The organism is Streptomyces sp. NPDC005566 (assembly GCF_040605575.1).
Taxonomy (GTDB): Bacteria; Actinomycetota; Actinomycetes; order Streptomycetales; family Streptomycetaceae; genus Streptomyces.
Map to the genome: position 1 here is coordinate 177,256 of NZ_JBEXDB010000003.1, position 14,043 is coordinate 191,298.

General features: G+C 71.2%; 13 protein-coding genes. 4 read left to right on the plus strand and 9 right to left on the minus strand.

From position 1 onward, the window contains the following. Positions 1–356 precede the first annotated feature (356 nt). From ABZS61_RS06120 to ABZS61_RS06140, 5 genes are all read right to left on the minus strand, one after another. On the minus strand, positions 357–1,421 hold the full coding sequence (locus tag ABZS61_RS06120) for an aspartate-semialdehyde dehydrogenase (RefSeq protein WP_356416793.1): 1,065 nt from the start codon (positions 1,419–1,421) through the stop codon (positions 357–359). Next, complete coding sequence (locus ABZS61_RS06125; protein WP_351173913.1) at positions 1,418–2,689, minus strand: aspartate kinase; 1,272 nt, start codon at positions 2,687–2,689, stop codon at positions 1,418–1,420. Before ABZS61_RS06125 ends, ABZS61_RS06120 begins: the two co-directional genes overlap by 4 nt. Before the next feature lie 198 nt (positions 2,690–2,887). Then, positions 2,888–3,547, minus strand: coding sequence for a DUF5063 domain-containing protein (locus tag ABZS61_RS06130; RefSeq protein WP_356416795.1), 660 nt, complete (start codon positions 3,545–3,547; stop codon positions 2,888–2,890). A gap of 71 nt (positions 3,548–3,618) precedes the next feature. Further along, positions 3,619–4,218 (minus strand): recombination mediator RecR, encoded by a 600-nt coding sequence (gene recR, locus ABZS61_RS06135; protein ID WP_356416797.1) that lies wholly within the window; start codon positions 4,216–4,218, stop codon positions 3,619–3,621. A 74-nt stretch (positions 4,219–4,292) separates the two neighbouring features. Then, positions 4,293–4,628: a YbaB/EbfC family nucleoid-associated protein gene (locus tag ABZS61_RS06140; RefSeq protein ID WP_277329769.1), complete on the minus strand. Its 336-nt coding sequence runs from the start codon at positions 4,626–4,628 to the stop codon at positions 4,293–4,295. A 368-nt stretch (positions 4,629–4,996) separates the two neighbouring features. Between ABZS61_RS06140 and ABZS61_RS06145 the strand changes: the two genes are divergently transcribed. Further along, positions 4,997–5,782: an SLATT domain-containing protein gene (locus ABZS61_RS06145; protein WP_356416800.1), complete on the plus strand. Its 786-nt coding sequence runs from the start codon at positions 4,997–4,999 to the stop codon at positions 5,780–5,782. 165 nt (positions 5,783–5,947) lie between these two features. Here the strand turns inward: ABZS61_RS06145 and ABZS61_RS06150 are convergent, their stop codons facing one another. From ABZS61_RS06150 to ABZS61_RS06160, 3 genes are all read right to left on the minus strand, one after another. After that, positions 5,948–6,598, minus strand: a complete 651-nt coding sequence (locus tag ABZS61_RS06150) for a hypothetical protein (RefSeq protein ID WP_356416802.1) — start codon at positions 6,596–6,598, stop codon at positions 5,948–5,950. Between the two features lie 78 nt (positions 6,599–6,676). Then, positions 6,677–7,390, minus strand: coding sequence for a GntR family transcriptional regulator (locus ABZS61_RS06155; protein ID WP_356416804.1), 714 nt, complete (start codon positions 7,388–7,390; stop codon positions 6,677–6,679). Between the two features lie 139 nt (positions 7,391–7,529). Next, positions 7,530–8,903, minus strand: a complete 1,374-nt coding sequence (locus tag ABZS61_RS06160; RefSeq protein ID WP_356416806.1) for an aspartate aminotransferase family protein — start codon at positions 8,901–8,903, stop codon at positions 7,530–7,532. 250 nt (positions 8,904–9,153) lie between these two features. Between ABZS61_RS06160 and ABZS61_RS06165 the strand changes: the two genes are divergently transcribed. From ABZS61_RS06165 to ABZS61_RS06175, 3 genes are all read left to right on the plus strand, one after another. Continuing rightward, positions 9,154–9,765 carry a DJ-1/PfpI family protein gene (locus ABZS61_RS06165; protein ID WP_356416808.1) on the plus strand — a complete coding sequence of 204 codons (612 nt, stop codon included), beginning with the start codon at positions 9,154–9,156 and terminating at the stop codon, positions 9,763–9,765. Next, positions 9,762–10,232, plus strand: coding sequence for a MarR family transcriptional regulator (locus ABZS61_RS06170; RefSeq protein ID WP_356416810.1), 471 nt, complete (start codon positions 9,762–9,764; stop codon positions 10,230–10,232). Before ABZS61_RS06165 ends, ABZS61_RS06170 begins: the two co-directional genes overlap by 4 nt. A gap of 88 nt (positions 10,233–10,320) precedes the next feature. After that, positions 10,321–12,294 carry a protein kinase gene (locus ABZS61_RS06175; protein ID WP_356416812.1) on the plus strand — a complete coding sequence of 658 codons (1,974 nt, stop codon included), beginning with the start codon at positions 10,321–10,323 and terminating at the stop codon, positions 12,292–12,294. Here ABZS61_RS06175 and ABZS61_RS06180 read toward each other — a convergent pair whose 3' ends face one another. Next, positions 12,295–13,806: a helix-turn-helix domain-containing protein gene (locus ABZS61_RS06180; protein WP_356416815.1), complete on the minus strand. Its 1,512-nt coding sequence runs from the start codon at positions 13,804–13,806 to the stop codon at positions 12,295–12,297. Between the last annotated feature and the right edge of the window lie 237 nt (positions 13,807–14,043).

The following is a 14,043-nucleotide window of genomic DNA, read 5'->3' on the forward strand; positions in this document are numbered from 1 at the left end:
GCCGGCTGCGCGGGGCCGCCGGAGCGGGCGCACCGAAGCGCCTCGCAACGGGCCCACCACTGTGATGTCGAGAACCTCTGCCACGCCAGTTGGACACGCTTCCCCCCGTCAGGGTTGTACGCCAACGGCACCGCGTTCGATGCTGTGCGACATGCCCTCATTCGTACCTGCTCTTCCCCAAATGCCCCGAAAACGCATCCAGCCACGCAAGAAGTGACGGCATAGACGCGCCGCATCCGGCTAGCGGTTGCAGGGGGCCAGGAGATCATCGTCGGATATGGCAATGCCCCAGCTCAAGACGTCCAGACCAGCAAGTTGCTCACAGGGCGCACACAGATCCTACAAAACGGGTTCGCTCAGACCCGAGGGAATTCTTTGGCCACGGCTTCGGCGATCTGCGCCACGTTGAGAGCTGCCCCTTTTCGGAGGTTGTCTCCGCAGATGAACATCTCGACGGCCCGCGGATCGTCCATCGACTGCCGTACCCGCCCCACCCAGGTCGGGTCGGTGCCCACCACATCGGACGGCGTGGGAAAGTCGCCGGCCGCCGGACTGTCGAAGAGCACCACTCCGGGCGCGGTCGCCAGGATCTCGTGGGCCCGGTCCACCGCCACCTCGTTCTCGAAGCGCGCGTGGACGGACATGGAGTGCGTCGCGATGACGGGGACGTACACGCAGGTCGCCGTGACCTTCAGCTCCGGCAGGCCCAGGACCTTGCGGCACTCCCGGCGGATCGCGAGCTCCTCGGACGACCAGCCGTCACCGGCGTCGGCGCCCGCCCACGGCACCACGTTCAGCGCGACAGGGGCCGCGAACGGGCTCTTCTCCCCGTCGCCCAGCGCCCGGCGTACGTCCCCGGGGCGGGTACCCAGCTCCGTGCCCGCCACCAGCGACAGCTGCTCGCGGAGCGCGGCGACGCCGTCGCGGCCCGCGCCGCTCACCGCCTGGTAGGAGGAGACGATCAGCTCCCGCAGCCCGAACTCGGCATGCAGCGCACCGACCGCGACGATCAGCGACAGCGTCGTGCAGTTCGGGGACGCGACGATGCCGCGCGGCCTCAGCCGCGCGGCGTGCGGGTTGATCTCGGGGACGACCATGGGCACGTCGTCGTCCAGACGGAATGCCGCCGAGTCGTCGATGACCACGGCACCCTTCGATGCGGCGACCGGGCCCCACTGCGCGGACACCTCGTCCGGGACGAGGAACAGGGCCACGTCCACCCCGTCGAACACGTCCTCGCCGAGCGCGAGGACCTCCGTCTCCTCACCGCGTACGACCAGCTTGCGGCCGGCCGAACGCGGAGAGGCGATCAGCTTCACCTCGCCCCAGACATCCGCGTGCTCGGAGAGGATCTGGAGCATGACGCCACCGATCGCCCCGGTCGCGCCTACGACCGCGAGCGAAGGGCGGCGCTGCGTCATCGGCCGGTGCCCCCGTACACGACAGCCTCGTCGGAGTCGCTGTCGAGACCGAAGGCGGTGTGCACGGCGCGCACGGCCTCGTTGACGTCGTCGACGCGGGTGACGACCGAGATGCGGATCTCGGACGTCGAGATCAGCTCGATGTTCACGCCGACGTCGGACAGCGCCTCGAAGAACAGCGCGGTGACACCCGGGTTGGTCTTCATACCGGCGCCGACCAGGGAGATCTTGGCGATCTGGTCGTCGTAGCGCAGCGACTCGAAGCCGATGCCCGCCCGGCTGCGCTCCAGGGCGTCGATGGCCTTGCGGCCCTCCGCCTTGGGCAGCGTGAACGTGATGTCGGTCAGACCGGTCGACGCGGCGGAGACGTTCTGGACGACCATGTCCATGTTGATCTCGGCGTCCGCGATCGCACGGAAGATCGCTGCGGCCTCGCCGGGCTTGTCCGGCACGCCGACGACCGTGACCTTGGCCTCGGAGACGTCGTGGGCGACTCCGGAGATGATGGCGTGCTCCACCTGCTGGTCCCCTTGCGGCTCGTTGCTGACCCAGGTGCCGCGCAGTCCGGAGAAGGACGAGCGCACGTGGATCGGGATGTTGTAACGGCGTGCGTACTCGACGCAGCGGTGCAGCAGCACCTTGGAGCCGGACGCGGCCAGCTCCAGCATGTCCTCGAAGGAGATCCAGTCGATCTTCTGGGCCTTCTTCACGACCCGGGGGTCGGCGGTGAAGACACCGTCCACATCGGTGTAGATCTCACAGACCTCGGCGTCCAGCGCTGCGGCCAGCGCCACAGCGGTGGTGTCGGACCCGCCGCGGCCGAGGGTGGTGATGTTCTTGCCCTCCTGGCTCACGCCCTGGAACCCGGCGACGATGGCGATGTTGCCCTCGTCGATCGAGGTCCTGATGCGGCCCGGCGTGACATCGATGATGCGCGCTTTGTTGTGGACCGAGTCGGTGATGACACCTGCCTGGCTGCCCGTGAACGACTGGGCCTCGTGGCCCAGGTTTTTGATCGCCATGGCCAGCAGGGCCATGGAGATCCGCTCTCCGGCGGTCAGCAGCATGTCGAACTCACGCCCGGCAGGCATCGGGGATACCTGCTCGGCGAGATCGATCAACTCGTCCGTCGTGTCGCCCATCGCAGACACCACGACAACCACCTGGTTGCCGTTCTTCTTGGCATCGACGACTCGCTTGGCGACGCGCTTGATGCCCTCGGCATCGGCTACGGAGGAGCCTCCGTACTTCTGCACGACAAGGCCCACGTGCGCTCCTCGCTCAATAATGGTGCGGTCGGCTCAGTTTAACGAGCAGCCCGGAATCGACCCGCTCCTACCAGATGGTGAGATGTCCCGCCCACCACGTGGTCCGGCGTGTCGCTCCGAACTGCTCGTATCGGTCTGCTGCCCATTGCCGTGCTCCGCACGCCCGTTTGTGTCTCAGGCCACAGGAGTGGCCCGGAGTCACTTGACCGGGCGCATGCCCAGGGGTCCCGCGATCTCCTCCGCCATCACGCGGCCCGCCTCCTCGGCCAGGTCGTCCTCGCCCGGGTCCTGGTCCGTGTCCAGGCCGTCGAGCTCCTGGAGGGGCTGGTTCAGCCGGATGTGGGCGATCAGCGACTGGAGGGCACGCAGGGCCGCCGACGCGGTGGAGCCCCAGTTGGAGAAGTACGAGAACTGCCACCACCACATGGCCTCGGCGGTGCGGTCCGCCTCGTAGTGGGCCAGGCCGTGGCCGAGGTCCGTGACCAGGTCGGCCAGGTCGTCGGAGATGCGGTGCGGGACGGGAGATTTGCGGGGCTCGTACGGGTCGAAGACCTCGGAGTAGATGTCGATCGGCTCCAGGAGGGCCGCGAAGCGCTCGCGCAGGCCGTCGGCGTCCGGTTCGGGGCCGAGATCCGGCTCGTAGCGCTCGTCCGGGAGGATGTCCTCGTACGCGCCGAGCCTGCCGCCCGCCAGGAGGAGCTGGGAGACCTGGAGGAGCAGGACGGGGACGGCCTCCTCCGGCTCCTCGGCCTTGGACACCTCGGTGACCGCGACGATGAACGTCTTGATCTGGTCCGCGATCTGGACGGCGAAGTCGTCCGGGTCCTGCGTGACGGAGTTCAGCGTGGCGTCAGACATCGAGGAGACCTCCCGTGGGCACGGTCGCGAACGGTGGGTAGAACATAGCGTCGCCGTACGTAAAGCCGCCGTCAGACATCGAGCAGCCGCCTCCCCTCGAACGCGCGGCCGAGGGTGACCTCGTCCGCGTACTCCAGGTCGCCGCCCACCGGCAGGCCGCTCGCCAGCCGCGTCACCCGCAGGCCCATCGGCTTGACCATCCGCGCCAGGTACGTCGCGGTCGCCTCGCCCTCCAGGTTGGGGTCCGTCGCCAGGATCAGCTCCGTGATGGAGCCGTCCGCGAGCCGGGCCAGCAGCTCCCTGATGCGCAGATCGTCGGGGCCGACGCCCTCGATCGGGCTGATCGCGCCGCCGAGGACGTGGTAGCGGCCCCGGAACTCACGGGTCCGCTCGACCGCGACGACGTCCTTGGGCTCCTCGACCACGCAGATGACCGTGCGGTCGCGGCGCGCGTCCCGGCAGATCCCGCACTGCTCCTGCTGGGCTACGTTGCCGCAGATCTCGCAGAAGCGGACCTTGTCCTTGACCTCGAGGAGGGCATGGGCGAGACGGCGTACGTCGGTGGGCTCCGCCTGCAGGATGTGGAAGGCGATCCGCTGCGCGCTCTTGGGGCCGACGCCGGGCAGCCTGCCCAGTTCGTCGATGAGCTCCTGAACCACGCCTTCGTACAACGGAAAAGCCTTTCCCTATTCGTGCTCGTACCGTAGCCCGTACGCCCGGGTAGCCACAGGTCCCCGCGTGGAGGTCAGAAGGGGAGACCGGGCATGCCGCCCAGGCCCTGCGCCAGCGGGCCCAGCTTCTGCTGCTGGAGCTGCTGGGCGTTCTCGTTCGCCGCCTGCACCGCGGCCACCACCAGGTCGGCGAGTGTCTCCGTGTCCTCCGGGTCCACCGCCTTGGGGTCGATCACCAGGGCGCGGAGCTCGCCGGACCCGGTCACGGTGGCCTTCACCAGACCGCCGCCCGCCTGGCCCTCGACCTCGGTCCTCGCCAGCTCCTCCTGGGCCTCGGCAAGGTCCTGCTGCATCTTCTGGGCCTGCTGGAGCAGCTGCTGCATATTGGGCTGGCCACCACCGGGAATCACTGTCACTCCTGGCATTTCGACGACGAATTGTTTCCGTACGCCGAGCCTACGTGCTCCCCGGACGCAGCGCCCCACCCGCCGGGGACCAACTCTTTCGAGTGAGTTCCGGAAATGCCCTGCTGCACTCCTATACCTGACCAGAGGCCGTGTGCACGCGGGAATCCCGCGATTTCGACCCCATGCCCCACCATTCGGCGGTAGGAAGGGCATGCGTACCCGTACGCACACGCACATCACAGGTAACGCAGAGTTACATGAGTGGGGCCCCGTCATATGCCGGAGTCCGCCCCGACCGTGTCCGGAACCGTGCCGATCCGCGTAGTCATGCGCCGATACGCGCCGAACCCAGAGTGCAGAGGAGTGCCCCGGTGAGTCAGCCGGAGATGCAGCCCGAGGGGCCGCACCGCAAGGAGTCCGGCGGATCCGGTGCGGATACCGGAACTGAACCGTCCGGTTCACGCCACGCCACGGGTTCCCGGGACCTGACCGGTCGAGCCTTCCCCCTCGGCGACTGGGGCGAACCCGCGGAACGGCTCGACGAGCTCTACCGCTGGGTCGAGGCGGGCGCCCTGGACACCGCCGACTGGTACCTGCGCGACCGGATCCGCAAGCGGCGCGCCGCCAGGCTCCTGCGGTTCGGCACGGCGGCGGGGGTGGTCGCGGGCGCCGCCCTCCCGCTGCTCGATCTGACCGGGGAACTGACCGGGTCGGCCGGCTGGGGCTACCTGTCGCTGCTGCTGGGCGCCGCGTGCATGGCGTGCGACCGGTACTTCGGACTGACTTCGGGATGGATAAGGAACCTCGCGACGGCACAGGCCGTGCAGCGGCGCCTGCAGGTGCTCCAGTTCGACTGGGCCTCGGAGTGCGTACGGGAGATGCTCGGGCCGACCGAGGGAACGGCCAGTGAGGCCGCGGAGCGGTGCCTGGGCGTCCTGCGACGGTTCTCGGAGGACGTCACCGAGTTGGTGCGCGTGGAGACCGCGGACTGGATGGTGGAGTTCCGGGCGGGACCCGCGCCCATGGGGATGCAGTCGCTGGTCTCGGGCGGGGCAGGCCCGCGACCGGAGCAGGGCGCACCGCCGGGACGCCTCACCATGCCCTCGGTGACCCGGCCGAACATGCCGCGCCAGCGCCCGCCCGAGCCGCCCCGCTGAACCCTGCCCGCGCGGCGGCCGGACGACTGCCCGCGCGGCGGCCGGACGACCACGCCCGCCGGCCACCGGAGCCGCTCCGCGGGACTTCCGGAGCGGCTCCGGTGGCCGGCGGAGCGGGCACACGGTCAGCCGGTCAGCCGGTCAGCCGGTCAGCCGGTCAGCCGGTCAGCTGAAGATGATCATCGAGCCCTGCGCAAGGCTGCGGGTCGCCGCCGCGTGCAGGCCCAGCCACACGTGCCGCTCGCGGGCGAACGGACTCTCGTCGTACGGAATCGGGCCGGCCGGCTCCTCCAGCGAGGTCGGACCGGTGGGCGGGAGCGGTGCGGCCGGCGGATTCGCCGGGTCGATGCCGATGGACGGGCCGACGAACTCCAGTTCCCTCAGCAGCCCGTGCGACGAGCCCAGCGGGCCACCGCCCTCCAGCAGCTGGTCGTCGGAGAGCGGAGCGGGGAAGTCCACCGGGACGTACGCCCCGGCGTGGTCGTAGTGCCAGACCAGGTGCGACTGCTGTGCGCTCTGCTCGAACATCTCCAGCAACTGCTCGTAGTCCCCGCCCAGTTCGTCGACGGGGGTGACGGCGAGCCCGCTCAGCTGGAGCAGATACGCGCGCCGCAGGAAGTGGAGTGCGTCGTAGTCGAAGCCCGCGACCGGGGCGACGTCCCCCGTGAGGCCGGGCATGTAGGCGTAGACGGGAACGGGGGGAAGCCCCGCCTCGCTCAGCGCCTTGTCGTAGATGGCGATCTCTTCGGCGAACGGATTGTCGGGGCTGTGGCACAGCACATCGACGAGGGGGACCAGCCACAGGTCACAGGCCACGAAGTCTCGCTCTCCAACGGGTTCTTGCGATGGTCGGAACAGCGTAATGCGGCCGGAACCCCGCGCACAGTGCCCGGGTCAGCCCCGGCCCGGGTGCGGGGGGTCGTCCGCGGCCAGCCGGTCCGCCCACTTCAGCCCGTGCGCGTAGTAGCCGTCGAGGACCGCGCGCACCTCGTCGCCGTCCGCGGCGATGATCGCCTCCACCAGCACCTGGTGGCCGTTCCACAACCAGTCCCGCACATCGGTGTCGCCCCGCAGGTACGGGACGGCGAAGACCCACGCCTGCACGCGCAGCCGGTGCAGGAAGTCGGTGACGTAGGTGTTCCCGACGACCGCGCCCAGCTCCCGCCAGAACCGCAGGTCGTATCCGATGAGGATGTCGAGGTCGCCGCAGCGCGCCGCGCGTGCGGCCTCCTCGGCCCGGCGGCGTACGGAGACCAGGGCGTCACGGTGGGCGCCCAGGACCTCAGGAGCCGAACCCGTACCGTCGAAGATCTTCCGGAACACCCCGTCTATGACGAGGGCGCGCGCCTCCACCATCGAGCGGTAGTCGGCGACGGTGAACTGGCGCACCCGGAAGCCCCGGTGCTGATCGGATTCGAGCAGCCCCTGCGCGGAGAGGTCGAAGAGCGCCTCGCGGACGGGCGTCGCGGACACTCCGTACTGCTCGGCGATCTGCTTGACGGTGAACTCCAGCCCCGGCAGGAGACGCCCCGCGAGCACCTCGTCACGCAGCGCGTCGGTGATCTGCTGCCGCAGCGTACTGCGGGTGACACCTCCGCTCGCACACATGACGCCCCCTCCCGGTTCTCGACTCCGGTCACCTTAAGCCAGGGCCCGTGCCCGGATCCGGGCACGGGGCGGCGTCCCGTTCGGTGTCTCCTACATGAGTGCTCGGCCGGGGGTCGTGCCCGGCTGCGCGCGCGCCCGGTCAGACGGTGTGCTCGTCGGCGACCGTGAGGGCCGCGTCCAGGGCGGCGAGACCTTCCTTCACCTCGGCCTCGGTGACGTTGCACGCGGGGACCGCGTGGGTGCGGTTCATGTTGATGAAGGGCCACAGGCCGTTCTTCTTGCAGGCCGCGCCGAAGGCAGCCATGGGGGCGTTGGCCTCGCCGGTCGCGTTGTACGGAACCAGCGGTTCGCGTGTCTCCTTGTTGCGGACCAGCTCCAGCGCCCAGAAGGCGCCGAGACCGCGGACCTCGCCGACCGACGGATGGCGTTCGGCGAGCTCGCGCAGACCGGGACCGAGGATGTGCTCACCGAGGTGTGCGGCGTTCTCGATGACCTTCTCGTCCTCCATGACCTTGATCGTCGCGACGGCCGCCGCGCAGGCCAGGGGGTGACCGGAGTAGGTGAGTCCGCCGGGGTAGGGCCGCGTCTCGAAGGTGGCGGCGATCTCGGCGCTGATCGCGACGCCACCGAGCGGTACGTAACCGGAGTTGACGCCCTTCGCGAACGTCATCAGGTCCGGCACGACGTCGTAGTGGTCGGCTGCGAACCACGCGCCGGTGCGCCCGAAGCCGGCCATCACCTCGTCGAGGACGAAGACGATCCCGTACCGGTCGCAGATCTCACGGACGCCCGCGAGGTAGCCGGGCGGCGGCGTCATGATGCCCGCCGTGCCGGGGATGGTCTCCAGGATGACCGCGGCGACGGTCGACGGACCCTCGAAGGCGAGGGTGTCCTCCAGGTGCTGCAGTGCGCGGGCGCACTCCTCGGCCTCGGTCTGCGCGTAGAACGGCGAGCGGTAGAGGAACGGCGCCCAGAAGCGGACGACACCCGCCGAGCCGTTGTCGGACGCCCAGCGGCGCGGGTCGCCGGTGAGGTTGATCGCGGTGGAGGTGGCGCCGTGGTACGAGCGGTAGGCGGAGAGCACCTTCGTACGGCCGGTGTGCAGCCGGGCCATGCGGACGGCGTTCTCGACGGCCTCGGCGCCGCCGTTGGTGAAGAAGATCTTGTCCAGGTCGCCGGGGGTGCGCTCGGCGATGAGGCGTGCGGCCTCGGAGCGCGACTCGACGGCGAACGCGGGGGCGAAGGTGGTGAGCTTGCCCGCCTGTTCCTGGATCGCGGCGACGACGGTGGGGTGCTGGTAGCCGATGTTGGTGAAGACGAGGCCGCTGGTGAAGTCCAGGTAGCGGTTTCCTTCGTAGTCCCAGAAGTACGCCCCCTCGGCGCCGGCGACGGCGAGCGGGTCGATCAGGCCCTGGGCGGACCAGGAGTGGAAGACGTGCGCGCGGTCGGCGGCCTTCACGGCCGCACCGGCGGCGGAGTCGACGTACGGGGCGCGAGGGGCATGAGGGGTCATACGGCGAGCGTAGGTCGGCGCAGGGGCGGCGCTCCATGGCCACTGTGTATGGCGTGGAGCGTCCGGCTCGGCAGGATGTCGGGTCCGCACCCGAGCCGGGGCCGGACTTCGGGACAGGACCCGGGAGAGCACCGGAACAGAATCACCGGGCCCGCGAGGCCACGCCCTCAATTGACAACATGCTGTCGTCATGACAGTCTTCTGTCATAAGCGTTCCACGAGGGTCCCACATCCCCTTCCGGAGGTCACCATGACCAGCACGAGCGTCCACCTGGCCGTCTACGACACCCTCGCCGACTGGGAGCCGGGCTTCGCCACGGCCCACCTCACCCAGAACGGCCACACCGTGCGCACCGTCGGAGCCACCACCGACCCGGTCACCACCATGGGCGGCATGCACGTCCTGCCCGACCTCGCGCTCGACGACCTGCGTCCCGAGGACAGCACCCTGCTCATCCTCGGCGGCGCCGGCCTCTGGGACATCGGCGACAGCCTCGCCCCCTTCGCACGCACGGCCCGCGCCTTCCTGGACGCGGGGGTTCCCGTCGCGGCGATCTGCGGGGCGACGGCGGGGCTGGCCCGCGAGGGGCTGCTCGACGACCGGGCCCATACGAGTGCCGTCTCCTTCTACCTGGCGGCGACCGGGTACGCGGGCGGCCCGCACTACATCGACGCCGACGCGGTGACGGATGGCGGCAGTGCCTCGCGCGGCGCGCTCGTCACGGCGGGGCCGACCGAGCCCGTGGCCTTCGCCCGCGAGATCTTCGGGCTGCTCGGGGTGTACGAGCCGAAGAAGCTGGACGCCTGGTACCGGCTGTTCCACGACTCCGACGCGAGCGCGTACGAGGTGCTCGAGGGATGAGCAGCGAGAATCAGGACCGGTTCAGCCGGACGGCCATCGGGGTGTTCAGGCTCAACGGGCAGTTCCTCTCCGTGGCGGAGGAACTGGCGAAACCGTCCGGGCTCACGGCGGCGTGGTGGCAGGTCCTCGGTGCCGTCCTCGGCGAGCCGCTCCCGGTGTCGGGGATCGCCCGGTCGATGGGGATCACCCGGCAGAGCGTGCAGCGGATCGCGGATCTGCTGGTGGCCAGGGGCCTCGCGGAGTACGTGCCGAATCCGGCCCACCGGCGGGCCAAGCTCGTCCGGCCCACCGAGGAGGGGCGTGCGGCGGTGAGCCGGATCGGCCCCGCTCACGCGGAGTTCGCCGGGCGGCTGGCCGCGGAGTTGGGCGAGGAGGAGTTCGCGCAGACCGTACGGGTGCTGGAGCGGCTGTCGGAGGCGCTGGCGGCGGTGGATTCCGGGCCGGCGACACCCCAGCCGGAGGGCTGAGGCCGGAACGGGTGCTGGGCAAGGGGGTGGGGGGCGCGGCTATCCTCGACCACGGTCTGCCATGACCGCACGGGGGAGGAAGCGCACCATGGAGAAGCTGGGCTCCGGCGATCCGCAACGCATCGGCGCCTACCGGCTGCTGGGACGCCTCGGCGCCGGCGGCATGGGACAGGTGTACCTGGCGCGCTCCGAGCGGGGCCGTACGGTCGCCATCAAACTGGTCCGGCCCGACCTGGCCGAGGTGCAGCAGTTCCGCGACCGCTTCCGGCAGGAGGTGCAGGCGGGCCGCCGGGTCGGCGGCGCCTGGACCGCGCCGGTGCTCGACGCCGACATCGACGCGCCGGTGCCCTGGGTCGCCACCGGCTACGTCGCCGGCCCGTCGCTCCAGCGCACCGTCTCCGGAGTGCCGGGCACCCCGGTGGCCGCGTCGGGGGCGTACGGTCCGCTCCCCGCGCGTACCGTCCGCATCCTGGGCGCCGGGCTCGCGAGTGCCCTCCAGGACATCCACCGCGCCGGACTGATCCACCGCGATCTGAAGCCCTCCAACATCCTGATGACGATCGACGGTCCGCGGGTCATCGACTTCGGCATCGCCCGGGCGCTGGACACCGTCACCGACGGCGGCCTGACCCGCACGGGCGCGCTGATCGGCTCACCCGGCTTCATGGCGCCCGAGCAGGTGCGGGGCGAGCGCGTGACCGCGGCGTGCGACGTGTTCTGCCTCGGCTCCGTGCTCGCGTACGCGTCCACCGGCAGGCTGCCGTTCGGCGTGGCGGACAGCGGTGTCCACGCTCTGATGTTCCGGATCGCGCAGGAGGACCCGGATCTCACCGGAGTCCCCGCCGACCTGGTGGAGCTCATCCGGGACTGCCTGGCCAAGGATCCGGCGGCGCGGCCCTCCACCGACAGCGTCCTGGATCGGCTGGGCGGTCCCGAGACCGGGGAACCGTGGCTGCCCGGCGCCCTGATCGCCCAACTCGGCAGGCACGCGGTGGAGCTGCTCGATTCCGAGGACCCGGAAGAGGGCCCCGCGCCCACCCCGGCAGGCCCGGTGCCTCCGGCGCCCCCGGCCACCCCGCCCACACCTCAACTGCCGCCCGGCCAGGCGTCTCAGCTGCCGCCCGGACAGGTACAGGTACCTCAGCCGGCGCCCGGTCGGACGCCTCAACTGCCGCCCGGACAGGCGCTCCAGTCGCCTCCCGGCTCTGCACAGGCACCCCAGGCTCCACCCGACCGCCCCGCGCACACGCTGCCCACCATGATCGGCCCGCCCACACCGCCGCCGCAGACCCGCACGCCCCCGGCCTACGGCCATCCGCAGCCGCCCGCCCAGGGGTACGGCCACCCGCAGTCGCCTGCGCCTGCGCCTGGGTACGGCTATCCGCAGCCGCCCGCCCAGGGGTACCGCCCCACCCCCACGTACGGCGCGACTCCCCCGTACGGCCCGCCCCCCTACCTCGCGCCCTCTTCTGCTCCCGAACCGGAGCGCCGCCGCTCCGCGGGTTCGGTCCTGCTGCTGGTCGCGGTCGCCCTGATCGTCGCGGTCGGAGTGGGCTGGTCGGTGTACGCGTTCATGAAGGACGGCGACGGGCACACCACGAGCTCTCCGGACCCCACCCCCGAGCCCACCTCGTCCCGGTCCGTCTCCCCGTCGCCCTCCGGGCCGGACCCCAGCCCCTCCGCGGACGGGAAGAGCGGCGAGGGCGCCGTCCCCACCGGCTACCTGGGTACCTGGTCGGGCACCATCGACAGCGCCTCGGGACAGTCCACCCGTCAACTCGTCATCCAGCAGGGCGAGGTGGGCGACACCGTGCTGTCCCTCACCGCCGAGGGGCCGCTCGACACCGGGGGCTCGTACCACTGCGTCTTCCAGGCGCCCCTGCGGAGCGAGCCCTCCTCCGGCTCCCCGGTCAGCATCGGTCCGTCCACGGTCTCCGTCGGCGAACCGATGGCGTCGTGCACCCCGGGCAAGCCCACTGTCCTGACGCTGCTGCCCGACGGCACTCTGCGCCGCGAGGCCACGGACACCGGCGAGAGCCTCACGTACACGAGGACGGACTGATCACGAGCCGGACCCGGCACCTGTCCGGTCCGGCCCACCCGCCGTCAGGTCCGCCGCCCTGAACGCCAGCCACAGGTCGTAGCGCGCGCTCGGGGTCTGGAGCAGCGAGCGGCTGAGCACGGCTTCGAGCCGGGTCAGGCGCTTGCGTGCCCCGGGTACGGAGATGCCCAGCTCCGCTGCGGTCAGGCCCAGTTGGGCCTCGCACCGCAGCCAGGTCCGCAGGGTCTCCTCTGCCGTCGGGCCGGCCGGGTCGAGGAGGCGCAGCTGCTGGGACGCCCAGTCCTGGACGCCGGGGCCGCGCAGGATCTCGTCGAGGCTCCCGGCCGCCCCGTCAGGTCGCTCACCCGGGCGGCCGGGCCGGATGAGCGTGGGGGTCGCCCTGATGCTGAGTGCCAGTTCGAGAGCCGCCTGGTCCGCGACCCGGTTCAGGTCCAGGCCGAGCAGCTCGCCGATCAGCTTGAGGCGGGCGGCGAGGGTGTTGCGGTGGATCTTCAGGTGCTGGGTGGCGTGCGAGGAGAACGCCAGCCAGGAAGCGAGGGTGGCCGCCAGTTCCTGGCTCCCCGGGTCCTGCGAGCGTCGCGGCAGGTAGGCGAGCAGCGGCGCGAGCAGCGCGTCGGCCCACTGTGCTCCCGCGCTGCCCACGACCAGGGCGGGTTCCGGCGAGGAGCCGAACCGGGCGTGCCGGCCGGGGAGTCCGCGGGCCACGGCCAGGGCGTGGAAGGCCTGCCGGTAGCCCGTCGCCGTGTCGGACAGCTGCACTTCCTCGCTCACGCCGACGACGCAGTCCTCCACCAGCTCGGCGACGGTCCGGTCCAGTGCGGCGCCGACCGGCGTCCCGCCCTCCGGTGCCGCGACGAGTTCCGGGACCGCCGGCATGACGAGGATCAGATGACGCGCGTACACGGGGCACCGGACGATCCACGTCCTGCCGCCGGAGGCGTCGGCGCAGACGCGCGCCACCTCGTCGCGCTGTCCGCCCGAGCACTCGACGACACAGACCCGTACGGGGTCGGGGAGCTTCGGCAGCAGGGCTCCTGCCACCTGGTGGGCGATGGACAGCTGCCCGGTCATGAGCAGGTGCAGGACCGCCTCGCGGCCCCGGGACTCCGCGAGGTCGACCCGGCGCCGCCTGCGTTCGAGGGTCTCCGCCGCCCAGGCCAGTGTCAGGGGCATCATCGCGTCGGCGAGCAGCACGGACAGCCCGCCGGGCAACGGCCGGGGGGCGGCGACGGCGAGAACCGGGGCGCGGTCCTCCGGCTGTCCGTCGAGGGGGAGCACCAGCACGGTGTACCCGTCCGCGTCGAGCGAATGGGCGCGCGCACTACGGGACTTCAGCTCCTGGGCGGCCTCGGCGGCCAGGGCGGCGGCCTCCTGCCCGGGCCACTCGGAGGTCCCTGCCGCGGCCTGGAGCACCGTGCCGTCACCGTCGAGCAGTCCGGCCCAGCCCTCGGCGCGCTGTGCCAGCGAGCGCAGCAGTTCCGGCGATCCGCCTGTCCGGGCGAGCCTGTACATGCGTAGTACGTCGTCGGCCCGTTCCGACCCGTGCACACGTCCCCCGCCCGTACCCGAAAACCGGAGTGCAGAGTACCGGTTCGGCTGTGCGGTCTGATACCCCCGCGAGACCGTCACCGTGCGAATTGAACCTCCCGGTCCGACCCCCCGCCCGCCTAGAGTCCGAGAGGTGTTCCGGGACGTCCGGGGGACGTCGGGGGACGTCAAGGCGTCCCGGATCCGGGGGACGCCGTCAGG

Excerpts from the sequence above, each read along its gene's own strand:
- ABZS61_RS06155 (WP_356416804.1), bottom strand. The coding sequence starts at position 7,390 with ATGTGTGCGAGCGGAGGTGTCACCCGCAGTACGCTGCGGCAGCAGATC.
- ABZS61_RS06180 (WP_356416815.1), bottom strand. The coding sequence starts at position 13,806 with ATGTACAGGCTCGCCCGGACAGGCGGATCGCCGGAACTGCTGCGCTCG.
- ABZS61_RS06170 (WP_356416810.1), top strand. The coding sequence starts at position 9,762 with ATGAGCAGCGAGAATCAGGACCGGTTCAGCCGGACGGCCATCGGGGTG.
- ABZS61_RS06175 (WP_356416812.1), top strand. The coding sequence starts at position 10,321 with ATGGAGAAGCTGGGCTCCGGCGATCCGCAACGCATCGGCGCCTACCGG.
- ABZS61_RS06165 (WP_356416808.1), top strand. The coding sequence starts at position 9,154 with ATGACCAGCACGAGCGTCCACCTGGCCGTCTACGACACCCTCGCCGAC.
- ABZS61_RS06120 (WP_356416793.1), bottom strand. The coding sequence starts at position 1,421 with ATGACGCAGCGCCGCCCTTCGCTCGCGGTCGTAGGCGCGACCGGGGCG.
- ABZS61_RS06130 (WP_356416795.1), bottom strand. The coding sequence starts at position 3,547 with ATGTCTGACGCCACGCTGAACTCCGTCACGCAGGACCCGGACGACTTC.
- ABZS61_RS06160 (WP_356416806.1), bottom strand. The coding sequence starts at position 8,903 with ATGACCCCTCATGCCCCTCGCGCCCCGTACGTCGACTCCGCCGCCGGT.